The sequence below is a fragment of the Klebsiella sp. AqSCr genome (assembly GCF_008452795.1).
In the GTDB taxonomy this organism is placed as follows: Bacteria; Pseudomonadota; Gammaproteobacteria; order Enterobacterales; family Enterobacteriaceae; genus Klebsiella; species Klebsiella pneumoniae.
The window spans coordinates 1,239,967-1,254,405 of the sequence record NZ_MJDM01000005.1 but is presented as its reverse complement, the minus strand read 5'-3'; the positions used below and the strand labels follow the sequence as shown (position 1 = coordinate 1,254,405).

Genomic DNA, 14,439 nt, shown 5'->3' with positions numbered 1-14,439 from the left:
GAGACCGGGGCGCTGACGCCGCGAGGTTTGCGCAACGTATTGCGAGAGAAAGATGGATAAGCCACTGCGGTTGAAGTTAAAAAAGTGCTACCACCTGGCTCGCCCGGCGCATGTGGTTAACGCTTGTTTTATCGCAGTGCTGTTTTTCTCCACGCTGCTGATCTGGCGTGAAATCAATGTCCTGGAAGAGGCCTACGTGGCCAACCAGCGTAACAATCTGGCTAACGTCGCTCATGAAATGGATGGGCTGTTGCAGTTCAACATCGACAGAATGATGTTTTTTCGCCATGGGATGCAGGCGGCGCTCGAACAGCCGCTTGATATCGATGTATTGCGTAAGGCCAGCCAACGCTATCTGAGCCAGCGCCATCAGCAGGCCTGGCGGGTGGCGCTACCGAATCGGCGTACGCTGCCGGTGTTTGGCATCTCAGGCAGCGTCGCTGGCCACAACCCTATCCTGCTGGTGGACGATCCGCTGGCGGCTGATGAACTAATGGCGACGCTCGAGCTGGGTTATCTGCTAAATCTGACGCAGCACGATCGCGATTTCGCCGAGCGGATGCAGTATATCTCTCGTAGCGGCTTTTTTACCTCGACCCTGCCGCTGCGGGATGAGTCGCAGGTGATAACGCACTATTCCCAAGCCCTCGGCGCTCCGTGGTTTACCCGCCAGACCCAGCGAAATAATCCGGGGCGAGGCGTTATCTGGCAAACCTTTCCTGACGATGACCCGCAGCTGGAAGAGCAGGTGGTCACCGCTTCGATACCGTTGGATTTTGCCGGTTACTGGCGCGGCGTGCTGGCGATGGATTTCTCAGTCAGTGAAATCAAAGCGTTTTTGGTTAGCGCCATGCAGGGGGGACAAGAGGGAGAGTACCAACTTTATGATAGCCATTTGAACCTGCTGGCTTCTTCCGCGCCGGGGAATGTCCTGACCCTGCTGTCGCCGCGCGAGCAGGAGCTGCTGAGCCGCGCGTTTGTCCATGATAACCAGGGAGGGCTGCGTCTGCTGACGCGCTATATCAGCTGGGCCAAACTGCGCAATTTTGACGGCGTGCTGCTGCGGATCCACACTCTGCGGGAAGGCGTCCGCGGGAACTTTGGCACCATCACCATCGCCCTGACCCTGATGTGGGTCCTCTTCACCTTGATGCTGTTGCTCTCCTGGCTGGTGATCCGCCGCATGGTCCGCAACATGAGCGTTCTGCAAACCTCTCTGGAGTGGCAGGCATGGCACGATGCCTTGACCCGCCTGCTCAATCGCGGGGCGCTGTTTGAACAGGCGATGGCGGTAGCCAGCGACTGCCAGCGCAGCGGACGGCCGCTGGCGGTGATCCAGCTCGATCTGGATCATTTTAAGCACATCAACGATCGCTATGGTCATCAGGCGGGGGACAGGGTGCTGTCGATGGTGGCCAGTACGCTGTCCAGCGCGATTCGGCAGGGCGATCTGCTGGGCAGAGTGGGCGGAGAAGAGTTTTGTATCGTGATGCCGAATACCACCCTGCAGGAAGCGGCGGCGGTGGCGGAGCGATTGCGCCAGCGTATCCAGGGACGGGAAGTCTTTTTGCATAACAACGTGACGCTGCGGGTTAGCGCCTCGTTAGGGGTGAGCGCCAGCGAAGAGCGGGGGGAGTATCAGTTTGAAGCGCTGCAGTCGGTGGCCGATGGGCGACTCTATCTGGCCAAGCAAAATGGGCGTAACCAGGTCTGTTTTCGCAGCGCAGCGTGAGTAAAACGTTTCGATGTCGATTGGGAAAATGAGAATTATCTTAAAGTGATCGCAGGCGATCGCGCTATCGAATGAAACCGGTTTGCGGCTAAGCCTTCTCACATCAGCCTTGCAGCCCGGTCAGTCACCAGGCGCCAACATTCTCAATATTTTGCGTCATGAATATCTCTTGTCATGCAAAATAATTGAGGATAATGTTTCAACGCATCGGATTTCCCGGTGTAACGAATTTTCAAGTGCTTCTTGCATTAGCAAGTTTGATCCCGACTCCTGCGAGTCGGGATTTTTTTCGCCTGCCGCTAACGGTTGGCTTCACTGGCGCTGAAATCGTGAATATCGAGTTCGAATGCCTCCGCCAGCTCACGCCAGGTATGTGACCCGCGGCCATCGATGCTGGCGCGCTGCGGGTCGTCCAGCGTGCGATGGACTTCGCTTTCGCTGATCTCATTTATCGCCGCCAGCAGGGCATCTACGTTGACGTCAAGGTCGTCCCCGGTCTGGCCTGTTAATTGGTGCTTCATCATTACCCCCTCGCTGAGCGTTGCTCAAGCCTCTCTAAGTATAGCCGGTCTAAAAAAGCGCCAGTCACGTGCCGCGACGCTGCGAGTTGCGTGGTTTTGTTCTACACTGGCTGAAAATATAGAGGAGATGATTATGCAGGTGAACGATCGTGTCACGGTGAAGACCGACGGTGGCCCACGTCGATCGGGGGTAGTGCTGGCGATTGAGTCGTTTAGTGAAGGAACGATGTATCTGGTTTCACTGGAAGACTATCCTCTGGGGATCTGGTTTTTTAATGAAATAGGCCACCCGGATGGGATTTTCGTGGAAAAAGAGGTCTCGTAAAACTGAACTGGCGGGAGCGCCGCCAGTTTGTTTCAGCGCATATTTACCTGAATACCGGAGGTGATGTTTTCGGTCAGCCGAACGATATGATAAATCACCTGCTTATTATGCGTTTGTATTTTCTTTTTAATATTGCCTTTATGCGACGATACCGTCTTCGCTTTGATGTTCATTTGCGTTGAGATTTGCGAAGTACCATGCCCGGCCATCCACATTTGCAGCATATTTGATTCTGTTTTACTCAGTGACAATGTCGGTAAAGTTAACTGCCCTACACTGGTGTTTTTGTATTTAAGATAATTAACCAGAATAACATCAAGGTCTTTTGGGGTTATCGATTTTGAACTGATTAGCAGATTCTTCCGTACCCGCAAATAGCGGTCAAAATGGATGTTCGCCAGCGACATAAAGATAACAAACAGCGTCGCCGGGTTTTGCGTAATGATCTGGCGAATAATGCCATTACTTTCATCATCATGCACGAAACAGTCTTCATTCAGAAACACCACCGCCGGGCAACACGACGTACAGTGTTTCTGCAGATCCGCAGCACTGTTGACCTCAATGATTTCCTGTTTTTTAATTCCCCGACTGGTCAGATATCCCGTCAATCCCAACCGGGTATAGCTGCACAAATCCATAATCATCGTTGACATGACCCATCCTCAATCAACACGTAACGATATACACTTCGCACTGGCTGTGCGAAGCAGTCCTTGCGGGCGATAATAATAGTAGGTTTAGAAAGAACCCATTAGCTCCATTAAACTATTCCGCATCTATGCATATAATTTGCCAGGAAAACTCTTAAAGTAAAGTCAAGAACCGGTAGTGTGACCGAATTAAAAACAAAAAGTGCCCATAGATGCTATGGTTACGCCCCCAGTATTCTTTTACTTTCAGAATTTCCTTGCTTCAAATGAAACCCACGTTAGCGGTTGCTGGCTTGCTCGCTTATCCCTTTGCGGTGGGGGTGGAAGGCTTAACGCTTTAATGCCACAATACTTTTTTATCGGCTTGTGGGATGAATGATGAAAAAGTTATTTTTTGCTGGCATGGTGGTGGCGCTGGCCGGTTGCGTACAGGTTGATCGTTATGAGGACGTCGTTAAAGCGCCGGCGCCGGCTGGCCTTGCAGGTTTCTGGCAAACGAAAGGGCCGCAGAGCGCGATGATGAGTCCTGACGCCATTGCCAGCCTGATTGTCACCAAAGAAGGGGACACCTTCGACTGCCGCCAGTGGCAGCGCGTGATTGCGCAGCCGGGGAAACTGATGAATCGTGACAGTGAGATCTACAACGTGACCGCTTCCCTGGACATCTATCCTGTCGAGCGCGAGGGCAACACGATCTCCTACGATCGGATGACGTTGTCCCGTGTTGAACGTCTCACTCCGGAGTGCGAGAAGGCGTGGGCCAAAGCGCGAGCGACGGGGCCCGTCAGCGCGCCGGCCTCCACGCGCTGAGATTTTGGCGGGCCATAGCTGGCCCGCCCGGCGTCAGAGGACTACAATACCTCCTCTAACACCCACACGCTCACGCTCCCCCCGTTACATGTAAAGGTCGCGCAGCCTTCGCCATCGGTTTCGACAATCTCTTCCCGGTTACCGAGAAAATCCCGCCAGCGTTTGTTGCCATAGTTTTCGCCCAGCGTCAGCGTCTTTTCGCCCTCATCGCCATTGGACATGATCACCACGCAGCCTGGATCGTCGTCAGTACCGCTACGACTAAAGGCGATGCAGTTAGGATGATCGAACCAAAGGGTTTGCACGCCATGGGCAAAACGCTGACGGGCGTCGATCAGCTCGTGGAGTTGTTCGATAACGGGCATCTCAATGGCATAGGTCTCTCCGTCGCCGCCGGTATCCTCATAGGAAGCGCCGAAGAGATCGGCATAAAAGACCGAGGGCACGCCATTCTCCCGCAGCAGGATCAGCGCATAGGCGAGGGGCTTGAACCAGGGTTCAACCGGCGCCTCTAGGGCCTGCAGCGGCTGCGTATCATGATTGGTGACCAGAGTGACGGCATGGAAAGGGTCGGCTTCCACCAGCGTCCCGCTGAAAATCTGGCTCATGTCATAATCGCGGCCCTGGCGCGACGCTTCATGAAATTTCATCTGCAGTGGGGCATCAAACAGCATCGTTTTGCCCTCGACCAGGTCGATATACTGCTGGAGCTTCTCCACTTCATGGGACCAGTATTCCGCTACAATAAACAGCGGCTGCGGGGCCACCTCCTGAACATGCTCGATCCACGCTTTATAAAACCAGGCGGGGATATGCTTGACCGCGTCAAGACGAAAACCGTCGCAGCCGGTCTGCTCCATTACCCAGCGCGCCCAGTATTTGATCTCCTCGGTCACTGCATGATTGCGGAAATCGATATTGGCGCCCATCAGATAGTCAAAGTTGCCGAGCTCATCATCGACCTGTTCATTCCAGCCTTCGCCGGTGTAATCGTTGACGATTTTAAACACACCGTCTTCCGTCGGGTTCTCGATGTGGTCAATGCCGCTAAAACATTTGTAGTCCCAGACAAACTGCGAATACTGTCCGGCGCGCACCGGGAAGGTGTAGCGAGTCCATGCCTCGCACTCAATGATCTCCTCGTCAATTTGCGTACGATCCTGCTCATCGACGCGCTGAACGCGCAGAGCCTCTTTTTCATCAGCGCCCATTTTATGGTTGACCACCACATCCAGCAGCACGGCGATATTGTGCTCCTTCAGGGCGTTGATCGCCGCCAGCAACTGCGCTTTGTCGCCATATTTGGTGGCGACAGACCCTTTTTGATCAAACTCGCCGAGGTCAAAGAGATCGTAGGTATCATAGCCGACGGAGTAACCGCCCGAGGCGCCTTTGTAGGCGGGTGGCAACCAGACCATATTGATGCCGATTTCATTCAGGCTGGGCGCCAGCGCTTCGACTTCAGGCCACAGCTCGCCGCCGGTGGGGTAGTACCAGTGAAAACATTGCAATAAGGTGGGGTTTTTCATCTTCCATGCTCCAGACGTCAACAGGCTGACCTTTGCAGTATGGGAGATATCCAGCAAAAAGGGTGAGGAAAGCCCTGATTTTCGCTATACCCTAAAGCGGATCATATATAATAAATTTGCATAAGATGTAGCGTAACGATGTTGGTGTCAGGGCGTTAAGCGCCTTACACTACAGGAAAATCCTAACCTTCGGGGTATCTATGAAATTAGCACTTCTGGGTCGTCAGGCGATGATGGGCGCGATGGCCGTTGTTTTGATGGCTGGCGTCAGCGTGAAAACTTTTGCGGCGGAAAACCTGCTCAATCAGATTAAAGAGCGCGGCACCCTACGCGTGGGCCTCGAAGGCACCTACCCTCCCTTTAGTTTCCAGGGGGATGACGGCAAGCTGACCGGGTTTGAAGTGGAATTCGCTAACGAACTGGCGAAACATCTTGGCGTGAAGGCCGATCTCAAACCGACCAAGTGGGACGGTATGCTGGCCTCGCTGGACTCCAAACGTATCGACGTGGTGATTAACCAGGTCACTATCTCTGACGAACGTAAGAAGAAATACGATTTCTCCACCCCATATACCGTCTCCGGCGTGCAGGCGCTGGTGAAGAAGGGTAACGAAGGCGTGATTAAAACCGCGGCGGATCTGAAAGGCAAGAAAGTGGGCGTCGGACTGGGCACTAACTATGAAGAGTGGCTGCGTCAGAATGTCCAGGGCGTGGACGTCCGTACCTATGATGACGATCCCACCAAATACCAGGATCTGCGTGTAGGCCGTATTGACGCCATTCTGGTAGACCGTCTGGCGGCGTTGGATCTGGTGAAGAAAACCAACAATACGCTGGCGGTAACCGGCGAAGCCTTCTCTCGTCAGGAAGCTGGCGTTGCGCTGCGTAAAGGCAACGACGACCTGCTGAAAGCGGTAGATGGCGCGATTGCAGACATGCAGAAAGATGGCAGCCTGAAGGCGCTGTCCGAGAAATGGTTTGGCGCTGACGTGACGAAATAACGGACAGCGGTGAAAAAAGGCGCTCCTGGAAGCGCCTTTTTTTATTTAGCGCGTAACTGTGTGCATAATGAAGCATAACTGAGTCAGGAGGGGCCATGTCACTGCAAAACTTAACCCGCTTTCCGCGCCTGGAATTGATCGGCGCGCCGACGCCGCTGGAGTATCTCCCGCGTCTGTCCGATCACCTTGGGCGCGAAATTTTTATTAAACGTGATGATACGACGCCGCTGGCGATGGGGGGCAACAAACTGCGTAAGCTGGAGTTTCTCGCCGCCGATGCGCTGCGCGAGGGCGCGGATACCTTAATCACCGCCGGCGCGATCCAGTCTAACCATGTGCGTCAGACGGCGGCAGTCGCTGCGAAACTGGGACTGCATTGCGTGGCGCTACTGGAAAATCCCATCGGCACCCGGGCGGAGAACTATCTGAGCAATGGCAACCGTCTGCTGCTGGATCTCTTTAACACCCAGGTTGAGATGTGTGATGCCCTGACCGATCCCGCCGCCCAGCTCGATGAGCTGGCGACCCGCATTGAGGCGCAGGGGTATCGTCCGTATGTTATTCCGGTCGGCGGCTCCAATGCCCTCGGCGCGTTAGGCTATGTGGAAAGCGCACTGGAAATCAGCCAGCAGTGCGAAGACGCGGTGGCGATCTCGTCAGTCGTGGTCGCCTCCGGCAGCGCCGGCACCCATGCCGGATTGGCGGTCGGCCTTGAACAGCTGATGCCGCAGGCGGAACTGATTGGGGTGACCGTGTCGCGCTCGGTCGCTGACCAGTTGCCGAAAGTGGTGGCGCTGCAGCAGGCCGTGGCCAACAGTCTCGAGCTACAGGCGAAGGCTGAAATTATACTGTGGGATGACTACTTTGCCCCAGGATACGGTACGCCAAACGAAGATGGGATGGCCGCTGTGAAGCTGCTGGCGCAGCTGGAAGGTATTTTGCTCGACCCGGTCTATACCGGCAAAGCGATGGCCGGGCTTATCGACGGCATCACGCAGAAGCGCTTTAAGGATGAAGGGCCGATACTGTTCGTCCACACTGGCGGAGCGCCGGCGCTGTTTGCCTATCATCCTCACCTCTAATACAGAAACGACAGCATGCAAGAAAGTATCCAACTGGTCATTGATTCCGCCCCTTTTCTGCTGAAAGGGGCCGTCTTTACGCTGCAGCTGAGCATTGGCGGGATGTTTTTCGGCCTGGTGCTGGGCTTTATCCTGGCGCTGATGCGCATGTCGCCAGTCTGGCCGGTAAAATGGCTGGCGCGCATGTATATCTCTATTTTCCGCGGCACGCCGCTTATCGCCCAGCTGTTTATGATCTACTACGGCTTGCCGCAGTTCGGCATTGAGCTTGACCCGATCCCGGCGGCGATGATCGGCCTGTCGTTGAATACTGCGGCCTATGCGGCGGAAACGCTGCGCGCGGCCATCGCCTCGATTGATAAAGGGCAATGGGAAGCGGCGGCCAGTATCGGTATGACGCCCTGGCAGACGATGCGTCGGGCCATTTTACCCCAGGCGGCGCGGGTCGCTTTGCCGCCGCTGTCGAACAGTTTTATCAGCCTGGTAAAAGATACCTCGCTGGCGGCAACGATCCAGGTGCCGGAGCTGTTTCGTCAGGCGCAGCTAATCACCTCGCGAACCCTGGAGGTCTTCACCATGTATCTGGCGGCCTCCCTGATCTACTGGGTAATGGCGACAGTGCTCTCCTCGCTGCAGAATTATTTTGAAAACCAGCTGAACCGCCAGGAGCGTGATCCGAAATGAGTGCGATAGAAGTGAAAAGCCTGGTAAAAAAATTCCATGGCCAGACGGTGCTCCATGGTATCGACCTGGAGGTACAGAAAGGGGAAGTGGTGGCGATCATCGGCCCCAGCGGCTCGGGCAAAACCACCCTGCTGCGTAGCATCAACCTGCTGGAGCAACCGGAGAGCGGCACTATCCGCGTCGGCGATGTGACGATCGACGCCGGTCGCAGCCTCGGGCCGCAGAAAGGGCTCATTCGCCAGCTGCGCCAGCACGTCGGCTTTGTCTTCCAGAACTTTAATCTGTTTCCCCACCGTACGGTGCTGGAGAACATTATTGAAGGGCCGGTCATCGTAAAAGGTGAAGATAAGCAGGAGTCCATGGCGCGGGCGCGCGAACTGCTGGCGAAGGTGGGGCTCAGCGGAAAAGAGAATAGCTATCCGCGCCGTCTCTCCGGCGGGCAGCAGCAGCGAGTGGCTATTGCCCGCGCGCTGGCTATGCGTCCGGACGTGATCCTGTTTGATGAACCCACCTCGGCTCTCGATCCTGAGTTGGTGGGGGAGGTGCTCAACACCATCCGTCAGCTGGCGCAGGAAAAACGCACCATGGTGATCGTGACCCATGAAATGAGTTTCGCCCGCGACGTAGCCGATCGGGCGATATTTATGGATCAGGGACGCATTGTCGAACAAGGCGAGGCAAAAGCGTTGTTCGCTTCGCCCCAGCAGCCGCGTACCCGTCAGTTCCTTGAAAAATTCCTGATGCAGTAAAGCATGGGCTGGCGCGGCGGCTCAGCTTCGCGGGAGCCGCCGCGTTTAGCCCACTCTCGCGGCGGGGTAACGCCCCCGCGACACGTCTTTGCGCTATTGACTCCCACGGCCGTATACACCGCTTCCCATCGCCCTTGGCAGGGTGTAGAAAGTGATGGGAGAAAAGCGCTATGTTTCTGGGCGGCGAGCGGGAAAATGGCAAGCCTTCAGACTAATAAATGCGACAGCTACGATATTTTATACATATAAATAAGATTTATGTGTTAGTTTTCTGTATTTATAATAATGATTATCAATCAGGAGTTATTTGCACAGCTATGAGGGACAATGATTTTTTCAGCTGGCGGCGGGATATGCTGCACCAATTTCAGTCCATGGCCACTGGCGAGGAGGTTTATAATCTCCTGCAACGTGAAACCGAAGCGCTGGAATATGATTACTACACGCTTTGTGTGCGCCACCCGGTGCCTTTCACCCGCCCCCGCGTTACGTTCCAGTCGACTTACCCCCGCGCATGGATGTCGCACTATCAGGCAGAAAATTATTTCGCGATAGATCCTGTGTTACGGCCGGAGAATTTTATGCGTGGCCATCTGCCATGGAACGACAGCCTGTTTCGTGATGCGCCGGCACTGTGGGACGGGGCGCGTGACCATGGTCTGCAAAAGGGCGTGACGCAGTGCCTGACGTTGCCAAACCATGCTCAGGGATTTCTCTCTGTCTCCGCGAACAATCGTCTGCCGGGCGGCTACCCTGAAGATGAGCTTGAGCTGCGTCTGCGAACGCTGACTGAACTAAGCTTGCTGACGCTGCTGCGTCTGGAAGATGAGATGGTGATGCCGCCGGAGATGAAGTTCAGCCGCCGCGAACTGGAAATCCTCAAATGGACGGCGGAAGGAAAGACTTCGGCGGAGGTGGCGATGATTCTCTCGATTTCGGAAAATACGGTGAATTTCCATCAGAAGAATATGCAGCGGAAATTTAATGCGCCGAATAAAACGCAAATTGCCTGCTACGCCGTGGCGACTGGGCTAATCTGAATGCGCCTGCCGTTCTGCGTGTCAGACGTGATACCGGCTGTCAGTGATACTTTCAGCCGGCACAGGATTACTGCCGATAGGCTTGTTTAATCTGCTTAACGGTGCTGGAGAATACGGCGGCCTGAGCCTCATCTTCCATCTGTGAAATCTGCTTTTCCATTTTAATAATCACGCGCCCCGCATCCGCCTGGCCCATCGCCTGCAGCATCAGCGTAATCATCGCTTTCAGGCAGGAGACTTCCTGCGCCAGTTCCTGCTTATTTTCTGCAGTGGAAAAATCTGGTGTGCTCATCGATATCCTCGTTTACTCGCTGCGCTATTGCGCTCTAGTCAATGTGAAGGCCGCGCAGTATACCACAAGCGACAGAAAAAAAAGGTGTGATTAATTTCTGTTCTCTCATCTGAGCTGTGAATGTTTTGATGCTTCGGATAATACGTAATAGCCGTCGGCAAGCCAATAATTTCCCCCATCTATTTAGCTCGTTAATAATTGTTACATATTTTGCTTCGTATTTATGCGCTACGTAATCTGTTGTGTTTTTTGTGCCTTCTGTATGAGTATTGTTAAAAAATAAGAGCCGGGCAACTGACTGTTCTCAATGACTTTCCACTTAGTGTGCACAGACATTGCCATAAATGAGAGCCAAATCGAGGCGAGGGCATTTTTTTGCCTTTTAAAATAGCAATAAAACCCGGTAATATGTGGGAGATAAAGTATCAGTAGCGTTATCCCTCATTCTGGAGATTATTCCTTTGATCAACGTTCTTCTTGTTGATGACCACGAACTGGTGCGCGCAGGGATACGACGCATTCTGGAAGATATAAAAGGGATTAAAGTCGCTGGCGAAGCCTGCTGCGGCGAGGACGCCGTCAAGTGGTGCCGGGCTAATTCCGCAGATGTCGTCCTGATGGACATGAACATGCCTGGGATCGGTGGTCTTGAAGCGACGCGCAAAATCGCGCGCTCCGTGGCGGGCACCAAAGTGATCATGTTGACCGTGCATACCGAGAATCCTTTACCTGCCAAGGTCATGCAGGCGGGCGCGGCGGGCTATCTCAGTAAAGGCGCCGCGCCGCAGGAAGTGGTTAATGCCATCCGCTGCGTCGCGTCCGGGCAGCGCTATATTGCCTCCGATATTGCCCAGCAAATGGCGTTAAGTCAGATTGAACCCGAAAAGACAGAATCGCCGTTTGCCAGTTTGTCTGAACGCGAATTGCAGATTATGCTGATGATCACCAAAGGTCAGAAGGTGAATGAGATCTCAGAGCAGCTAAATCTGAGTCCTAAAACGGTTAACAGCTACCGCTATCGGATGTTCAGTAAATTAAACATTCATGGCGATGTCGAGCTGACCCACCTGGCAATTCGCCATGGCCTGTGTAATGCGGAGTCGTTAGCAAGCCAGTGAGTGATGTTTTTGACGCAAAAGCTTTCCTGAAAACGGTGACCAGCCAGCCCGGTGTGTATCGGATGTATGATGCTGGCGGAACCGTCATCTATGTTGGCAAAGCCAAAGATCTGAAAAAGCGGCTCAGTAGCTACTTCCGCAGCAACCTTGCGTCGCGTAAAACGGAAGCGCTGGTAGCGCTGATCGCGCAAATCGACGTGACCGTCACCCACACCGAGACGGAAGCGCTGCTGCTTGAGCACAACTATATTAAGCTGTACCAGCCACGTTACAACGTGCTGTTACGTGACGATAAATCGTATCCTTTTATTTTTCTCAGCGGCGATACTCATCCGCGTCTGGCGATGCATCGCGGCGCCAAACATGCGAAGGGCGAATATTTTGGTCCTTTTCCCAACGGCTATGCCGTGCGCGAGACCCTGGCGCTGCTGCAGAAAATCTTTCCCATCCGTCAGTGTGAAAACAGCGTCTACCGCAATCGCTCCCGCCCCTGTCTGCAGTATCAGATTGGTCGCTGCCTGGGGCCGTGCGTGGCCGGGCTGGTCAGCGAAGAAGAGTATGCTCAGCAGGTAGAGTATGTGCGGCTGTTTCTCGCCGGCAAGGATGACCAGGTGCTGACCCAGCTCATCGCGCGGATGGAGAAGGCGAGCCAGAACCTGGAGTTCGAAGAGGCCGCGCGCATCCGCGACCAGATTCAGGCCGTCCGCCGCGTGACGGAGAAACAGTTTGTCTCCAACACCGGTGACGACCTCGACGTGATCGGCGTCGCCTTCGATGCCGGCATGGCCTGCGTGCATGTGCTGTTTATCCGTCAGGGCAAAGTGCTGGGCAGCCGAAGCTACTTCCCGAAAGTGCCGGGCGGCACCGAGCTGGGAGAGGTCGTGGAGACCTTTGTCGGCCAGTTCTACCTGCAGGGCAGCCAAATGCGCACGCTGCCGGGGGAGATTTTGCTCGACTTTAACCTTGGGGATAAGACGCTGCTGGCCGACTCGCTGTCGGAGCTGGCGGGTCGTCGAATCAATGTGCAGACTAAGCCGCGCGGCGACAGAGCGCGTTATCTTAAGCTGGCGCGGACCAACGCCGCGACAGCGTTAACGACCAAATTGTCTCAGCAATCGACCATTCATCAGCGTTTGCAGGCGCTGGCCAGCGTACTGGAGCTGCCGGCCGTCAAGCGAATGGAGTGTTTTGACATCAGCCACACCATGGGCGAACAGACCGTAGCATCCTGTGTGGTGTTTGACAGCAATGGCCCACTGCGCGCGGAGTATCGGCGCTACAACATCACCGGCATTACCCCTGGCGATGACTATGCGGCGATGAATCAGGTCCTGCGCCGTCGCTATGGTAAAGCGATTGATGACAACAAGATCCCGGATGTGATCCTGATAGACGGCGGCAAGGGACAGCTGGCCCAGGCGAAAGCCGTGTTTGCTGAACTGGACGTCCCCTGGGATAAACATCATCCGCTGCTGCTGGGCGTGGCGAAAGGTAGCGATCGAAAAGCGGGTCTGGAAACGTTATTCTTTGAGCCGGAAGGGGAAGGGTTTAGCCTGCCGCCGGATTCGCCGGCCCTGCATGTGATCCAGCATATTCGCGATGAATCGCACGATCATGCGATCTCCGGGCATCGCAAAAAACGGGCGAAAGTGAAGAGCACCAGCTCGCTTGAGACTATCGAGGGGGTGGGGCCGAAGCGTCGTCAGATGCTGCTGAAGTATATGGGTGGGCTGCAGGGGCTACAGCAGGCCAGCGTCGAAGAAATTGCTAAAGTACCGGGCATCTCTCACGCTCTGGCAGAAAAGATCTTCTACTCGTTGAAACATTAGGGGCTCTGTAGCAACATAGGGCTAATTTTTACTTACAACAGATAGTTACCCGTCACTATGCAATTTAATATCCCTACGTTGCTTACTCTGTTTCGCGTCATCCTGATCCCGTTTTTTGTGCTGGCGTTTTATCTGCCCTTTAGCTGGGCGCCGTTTGCCTGCGCGCTGATCTTCTTTGTTGCCGCGGTAACCGACTGGTTTGATGGTTTCCTCGCTCGTCGCTGGAATCAGAGCACCCGTTTTGGCGCCTTCCTCGACCCGGTTGCCGATAAAGTCATGGTGGCTATCGCCATGGTGCTGGTTGCCGAACACTATCACACCTGGTGGGTCACGCTACCGGCGGCGACCATGATTGCCCGTGAGATCATTATCTCCGCGCTGCGTGAGTGGATGGCGGAGCTGGGGAAACGCAGCAGCGTGGCGGTCTCATGGATTGGCAAAGTGAAAACGACCGCCCAGATGACCGCCCTGGTATGGATGCTGTGGCGTCCTTATCCGTGGGTGGAGTGGGCCGGGATCGCGCTTTTCCTCGTGGCGGCGGTGCTGACGCTGTGGTCGATGCTGCAGTATTTGAACGCGGCGCGCGGCGATTTGCTTGATCAGTGATCGTTTCGCCGTTATTTTCAGCAAACGATACAAAGTTGCGAAAAATACCGTTGACTCACCGCGAGAGATAAGTAGAATGCAACGCATCGAACGGCGGCACAGTCTTCCAGACGATAACAAAATCAAGTGATTAGCAAATAACTTGATGATGCGGGAATAGCTCAGTTGGTAGAGCACGACCTTGCCAAGGTCGGGGTCGCGAGTTCGAGTCTCGTTTCCCGCTCCAGATTAACAGCATCGGCAGTTGCGGGTGCTTCAGTATTAAAGGCGCGTTAGCAAAGCGGTTATGTAGCGGATTGCAAATCCGTCTAGTCCGGTTCGACTCCGGAACGCGCCTCCACTTTATATCCCGAGCCCGGATGGTGGAATCGGTAGACACAAGGGATTTAAAATCCCTCGGCGTTCGCGCTGTGTGGGTTCAAGTCCCACTCCGGGTACCATTGGGATAAAAGCAGAATAATCAAAGCA

The 14,439-nt window shown here is 54.6% G+C and carries 15 protein-coding genes and 3 tRNA genes; 14 read left to right on the top strand and 4 right to left on the bottom strand.

Features of this window, described 5'->3' with window-relative positions:
* Window positions 1-52 precede the first annotated feature (52 nt).
* Window positions 53-1,732 (top strand): cellulose biosynthesis regulator diguanylate cyclase DgcQ, encoded by a 1,680-nt coding sequence (gene dgcQ, locus BHE81_RS10170; protein WP_064839217.1) that lies wholly within the window; start codon window positions 53-55, stop codon window positions 1,730-1,732.
* Window positions 1,733-2,031: 299 nt separating this feature from the next.
* On the opposite strand, the gene BHE81_RS10165 is transcribed toward dgcQ, so the two are convergent.
* Window positions 2,032-2,253: a YodD family protein gene (locus tag BHE81_RS10165; protein WP_002911589.1), complete on the bottom strand. Its 222-nt coding sequence runs from the start codon at window positions 2,251-2,253 to the stop codon at window positions 2,032-2,034.
* Between the two features lie 133 nt (window positions 2,254-2,386).
* Between BHE81_RS10165 and dsrB the strand changes: the two genes are divergently transcribed.
* On the top strand, window positions 2,387-2,578 hold the full coding sequence (dsrB, locus tag BHE81_RS10160) for a protein DsrB (protein ID WP_002911586.1): 192 nt from the start codon (window positions 2,387-2,389) through the stop codon (window positions 2,576-2,578).
* A gap of 32 nt (window positions 2,579-2,610) precedes the next feature.
* Here dsrB and rcsA read toward each other — a convergent pair whose 3' ends face one another.
* Window positions 2,611-3,234: a transcriptional regulator RcsA gene (gene rcsA / locus BHE81_RS10155; protein ID WP_023316165.1), complete on the bottom strand. Its 624-nt coding sequence runs from the start codon at window positions 3,232-3,234 to the stop codon at window positions 2,611-2,613.
* A gap of 372 nt (window positions 3,235-3,606) precedes the next feature.
* On the opposite strand from rcsA, the gene yedD reads away from it, so the two are divergent.
* Window positions 3,607-4,041, top strand: a complete 435-nt coding sequence (gene yedD / locus BHE81_RS10150) for a lipoprotein YedD (RefSeq protein ID WP_004189223.1) — start codon at window positions 3,607-3,609, stop codon at window positions 4,039-4,041.
* Window positions 4,042-4,082: 41 nt separating this feature from the next.
* Here the strand turns inward: yedD and amyA are convergent, their stop codons facing one another.
* Window positions 4,083-5,570, bottom strand: a complete 1,488-nt coding sequence (gene amyA, locus BHE81_RS10145; protein ID WP_004189225.1) for an alpha-amylase — start codon at window positions 5,568-5,570, stop codon at window positions 4,083-4,085.
* Window positions 5,571-5,770: 200 nt separating this feature from the next.
* Here amyA and tcyJ point away from each other — a divergent pair, with 200 nt between their 5' ends.
* From tcyJ to sdiA, 5 genes are all read left to right on the top strand, one after another.
* Entirely contained in the window at window positions 5,771-6,571 is an 801-nt protein-coding gene (gene tcyJ / locus BHE81_RS10140) for a cystine ABC transporter substrate-binding protein (protein ID WP_004141135.1), read from the top strand.
* Between the two features lie 95 nt (window positions 6,572-6,666).
* Entirely contained in the window at window positions 6,667-7,653 is a 987-nt protein-coding gene (gene dcyD, locus BHE81_RS10135) for a D-cysteine desulfhydrase (RefSeq protein WP_004180445.1), read from the top strand.
* Between the two features lie 15 nt (window positions 7,654-7,668).
* Window positions 7,669-8,337, top strand: a complete 669-nt coding sequence (tcyL, locus tag BHE81_RS10130; protein WP_002911547.1) for a cystine ABC transporter permease — start codon at window positions 7,669-7,671, stop codon at window positions 8,335-8,337.
* The gene (tcyN, locus tag BHE81_RS10125; protein ID WP_004151455.1) at window positions 8,334-9,086 is read left to right on the top strand and encodes an L-cystine ABC transporter ATP-binding protein TcyN; all 753 of its coding nucleotides are present in this window, start codon (window positions 8,334-8,336) and stop codon (window positions 9,084-9,086) included. Before tcyL ends, tcyN begins: the two co-directional genes overlap by 4 nt.
* Window positions 9,087-9,403: 317 nt before the next feature.
* The gene (gene sdiA / locus BHE81_RS10120; protein WP_002911542.1) at window positions 9,404-10,126 is read left to right on the top strand and encodes a transcriptional regulator SdiA; all 723 of its coding nucleotides are present in this window, start codon (window positions 9,404-9,406) and stop codon (window positions 10,124-10,126) included.
* Between the two features lie 67 nt (window positions 10,127-10,193).
* Here sdiA and BHE81_RS10115 read toward each other — a convergent pair whose 3' ends face one another.
* Window positions 10,194-10,418, bottom strand: a complete 225-nt coding sequence (locus BHE81_RS10115; RefSeq protein ID WP_002911541.1) for a DUF2594 family protein — start codon at window positions 10,416-10,418, stop codon at window positions 10,194-10,196.
* Between the two features lie 461 nt (window positions 10,419-10,879).
* Between BHE81_RS10115 and uvrY the strand changes: the two genes are divergently transcribed.
* The 6 genes from uvrY to BHE81_RS10085 all read left to right on the top strand — a co-directional run bounded on the left by uvrY (window position 10,880) and on the right by BHE81_RS10085 (window position 14,411).
* Entirely contained in the window at window positions 10,880-11,536 is a 657-nt protein-coding gene (gene uvrY / locus BHE81_RS10110; RefSeq protein ID WP_002911539.1) for a UvrY/SirA/GacA family response regulator transcription factor, read from the top strand.
* Window positions 11,533-13,365 carry an excinuclease ABC subunit UvrC gene (gene uvrC / locus BHE81_RS10105; protein ID WP_002911538.1) on the top strand — a complete coding sequence of 611 codons (1,833 nt, stop codon included), beginning with the start codon at window positions 11,533-11,535 and terminating at the stop codon, window positions 13,363-13,365. The genes uvrY and uvrC overlap by 4 nt, the downstream gene beginning before the upstream one ends.
* Window positions 13,366-13,422: 57 nt before the next feature.
* Window positions 13,423-13,971 carry a CDP-diacylglycerol--glycerol-3-phosphate 3-phosphatidyltransferase gene (pgsA, locus tag BHE81_RS10100; protein ID WP_004141115.1) on the top strand — a complete coding sequence of 183 codons (549 nt, stop codon included), beginning with the start codon at window positions 13,423-13,425 and terminating at the stop codon, window positions 13,969-13,971.
* 150 nt (window positions 13,972-14,121) lie between these two features.
* A tRNA-Gly gene (locus BHE81_RS10095) sits at window positions 14,122-14,197 on the top strand.
* Between the two features lie 40 nt (window positions 14,198-14,237).
* Window positions 14,238-14,311, top strand: a tRNA-Cys gene (locus BHE81_RS10090).
* A gap of 13 nt (window positions 14,312-14,324) precedes the next feature.
* Window positions 14,325-14,411: transfer RNA gene (locus BHE81_RS10085), tRNA-Leu, on the top strand.
* Window positions 14,412-14,439 lie beyond the last annotated feature (28 nt).